Below are 2,760 nucleotides of genomic sequence, written 5' to 3' on the forward strand. Positions count from 1 at the left end.
GATAAGCGGGCCGGACCGCCCGGGTTCCGCTTGCCCCCTCTCACCGGCGGCGGCCGCCATCCGCGCATTCAAGTGAAATCTTATATTTATACTTCTTATATTTCAGACACCTAATGTTGCCTTAAGTAACGGCAAGAAATAAATCAGTAATCGACAATTCAACTTCGCGACAGGAATCAAACGCCAAGTTAACTTCTTGACGCTTTCGTCGGCACCTCGGTCGACTTCGACACTTTCACCGATCCCCATGGGGCGCTGGTCTCCAACGGCAGCAGCGACAGCCTGACCGGCCGCCTCGGTCTCTCCGCCGACTATGAGAGCGATTGGAAGGACAAAGCGGGCCAGACCAGCCGCTCGCATGTCTATGGCATAGCCAACCTCTACTACGACTTCCTCGACGGCACCGATGTCGACGTCTCCGGCACCGGGGTGACCAGCAAGCCGCAGCAGCTTTGGGGCGGCCTCGGGATCGGCGGCTCGCTGAGCTGGGCCGACGACCGCTATTCCGTCCACGGCGAGTTGCTCGCGCGCTCGAGTCTGGAGGATTTCGGCGACAGCCATGCCTTCGGCGGCACGGTCGGCTTCAGCGTGAAGTGGTAGATGCCGCCTTGGTCACTCGCCATCACTGCTTGCGTGCTCAATGCGCGTCCGGCGGCGGCGCCTTCGGCGTCACGTTGCGCAGGAATGGCACCAGCGCGGTGGCGATGACGAAAGCCACCATGATGACCAGGAACGCATCGGCATAGGCCATCGTCGAAGCCTCGCGATAGGCGAGCTGCCAGAGCTGCTTCAGCGCGGCGGCGTGGCCGTCGTCGACGGCACCGGGCAGTTGGCCGTAGCGCAGCGCGACATTGTCGAGGAGGCGCATGGCCGCCTCGTTCTGCGGCGTGAGGTGCGAAGCGATCGTCAGGAAATGGAAGTTGGTGCGGTTGTTGAGGATCGCGCCGCAGATGGCGATGCCGACCGCGCCGCCGAGATTGCGCATCGTGTTGAACAGACCGCTGGCATATTTCAGCCGTTCCGGCGGCAGGCTGCCCAGCCCGAGATTGACGCTGGGCGCGACGGCGAAGACCTGCGGGAAGCCGCGAAAGATCTGCGGCAGGAGAAGCTCGGCCGAGCCCCACTGGCTGGTGATGGCGCTGAAGCTCCACATCGAGGCACCGAAGGAGGCCAGCCCGAACATCATCAGCCAGCGCGTGTCGAAGCGCTTGGCGAGGAAGATGTAGACCGGAACGCCGACCATCGAGGCGACGCCGGTGGAGAACACCGCCAGCCCCGTCTCGAACGCGTTGTAGCCGCGCACATAGCCGAGGAACAGCGGCGTCAGGTAGATCGTGGCGAAGATGCCGATGCCGGTAATGAAGGATAAAAAACAGCCGATGGCGAAATTGCGGTTGCCGAAGGCGCGGAAGTCGACCACCGGCTGCGCATAGGTCAGGCTGCGCACGACGAACAGGATGAGCGTCACCACGGCGATGACGGCGCCGTTGCGGATCGTGGCGTCGTCGAACCAGTTCCAGCGCGAGCCTTCCTCCAGCACATATTCCGCCGTGCCGAGGCTGACCGCCATCAGCGCCATGCCGATATAGTCCGCGCCCCTCAGCAACGACAGATCGCCCTTGTCGATCTTGACCAGCAAAGCGACCAGAACCGTGATGACCGCGCCGGGAACGACGTTCACATAAAACAGCCAGTGCCAGTTCAAGGTGTCTGTGATCCAGCCGCCGATGACGGGACCCAGCGTCGGCGCGATCGAGGCGATGCTGCCGACGACGGCGGCGGCATAGACGCGCCGCGGCCCTTGGAAATAATGGAAGGACGAGGTGAACACCGTCGGGATCATCGAGGCGCCGAGCAGCCCCTGCAACGCCCGGAACACGATCATGCTTTCGATGTTCCAGGCAAAGCCGCACAGCATACTGGCCAGCGTGAAGCCGGCCGCCGAGATGGTGAAAAGCCATCTGGTCGAGAAGACGCGGGTGAGCCAGCCCGACAGCGGGATGACGATGATCTCCGCCACCAGATAGGAGGTCTGGACCCAGCCGATCTGGTCCTGTGCGGCCGACAGGCCGCCGCCGATATCCTGCAGCGAGGAAGCCACGATCTGGATGTCGAGCAGCGCGATGAACATGCCCGCGCACATCACCATGAACGGCAGGATGCTGGCGAGGAAGGATTGCGGTGCGGCCGGCGCTGACATGGCGCCCTCAGCGCGACCCGGTATCGACGGTGACGACCGTCGACAGGCCGGGCCGCAGGGCGACTTTACCGGCTTGGTCGGCGTCGATGGTGATCCTGACCGGCACACGCTGCACGATCTTGGTGAAATTGCCCGTCGCGTTCTGCGGCGGGATGACGCTGAAGATCGCTCCTGTGGCCGGCCCCAAGCTGGTCACATGGCCCTTGAGCGGCTGGTCGGGATCGACATCGGCATAGACGGTCGCGGCCTGTCCGTCGGCCATGGCGCGCAGCTGGTCTTCTTTGAAATTGGCGTCGACCCACAGGCCCGAGGCCGGAACGATGGTCAAAAGATAGCTGCCCGGCGAGACATAGGTGCCCACCTGCGCCAGCCTGTTGCCGACGATGCCATCGATCGGCGAGCGGATTTCGGTGAAGCCGAGGTCGAGCCGAGCGGTGTCGAGATCCGCCTTGGCGGCCGCGACTTCCGCGGCCGCTTCCGAAATCTGGGTGTTGAGGACGTCGAGCTGCTGTCTCGACGCCGCAAGCGCGGCCCGCGCGGCGGCGACGGATGCCTGCGCC

The 2,760-nt window shown here is 63.9% G+C and carries 2 protein-coding genes and 1 pseudogene; 1 reads left to right on the top strand and 2 read right to left on the bottom strand.

Translation table 11 applies throughout. From position 1 onward, the window contains the following. Positions 1–219 precede the first annotated feature (219 nt). A pseudogene (locus EOD07_RS29580) lies at positions 220–600 on the top strand (autotransporter outer membrane beta-barrel domain-containing protein); the annotation flags it as partial. A gap of 37 nt (positions 601–637) precedes the next feature. Here EOD07_RS29580 and EOD07_RS29585 read toward each other — a convergent pair. Together EOD07_RS29585 and EOD07_RS29590 are read right to left on the bottom strand one after the other, a co-directional pair. Then, positions 638–2,200 (bottom strand): DHA2 family efflux MFS transporter permease subunit, encoded by a 1,563-nt coding sequence (locus EOD07_RS29585; protein ID WP_127237857.1) that lies wholly within the window; start codon positions 2,198–2,200, stop codon positions 638–640. Between the two features lie 7 nt (positions 2,201–2,207). Beyond that, the coding region (locus EOD07_RS29590) for an HlyD family secretion protein (RefSeq protein WP_164772656.1) at positions 2,208–2,760 on the bottom strand (553 nt) is incomplete at its 5' end.

Source organism: Mesorhizobium sp. M2C.T.Ca.TU.002.02.1.1 (assembly GCF_003997225.1).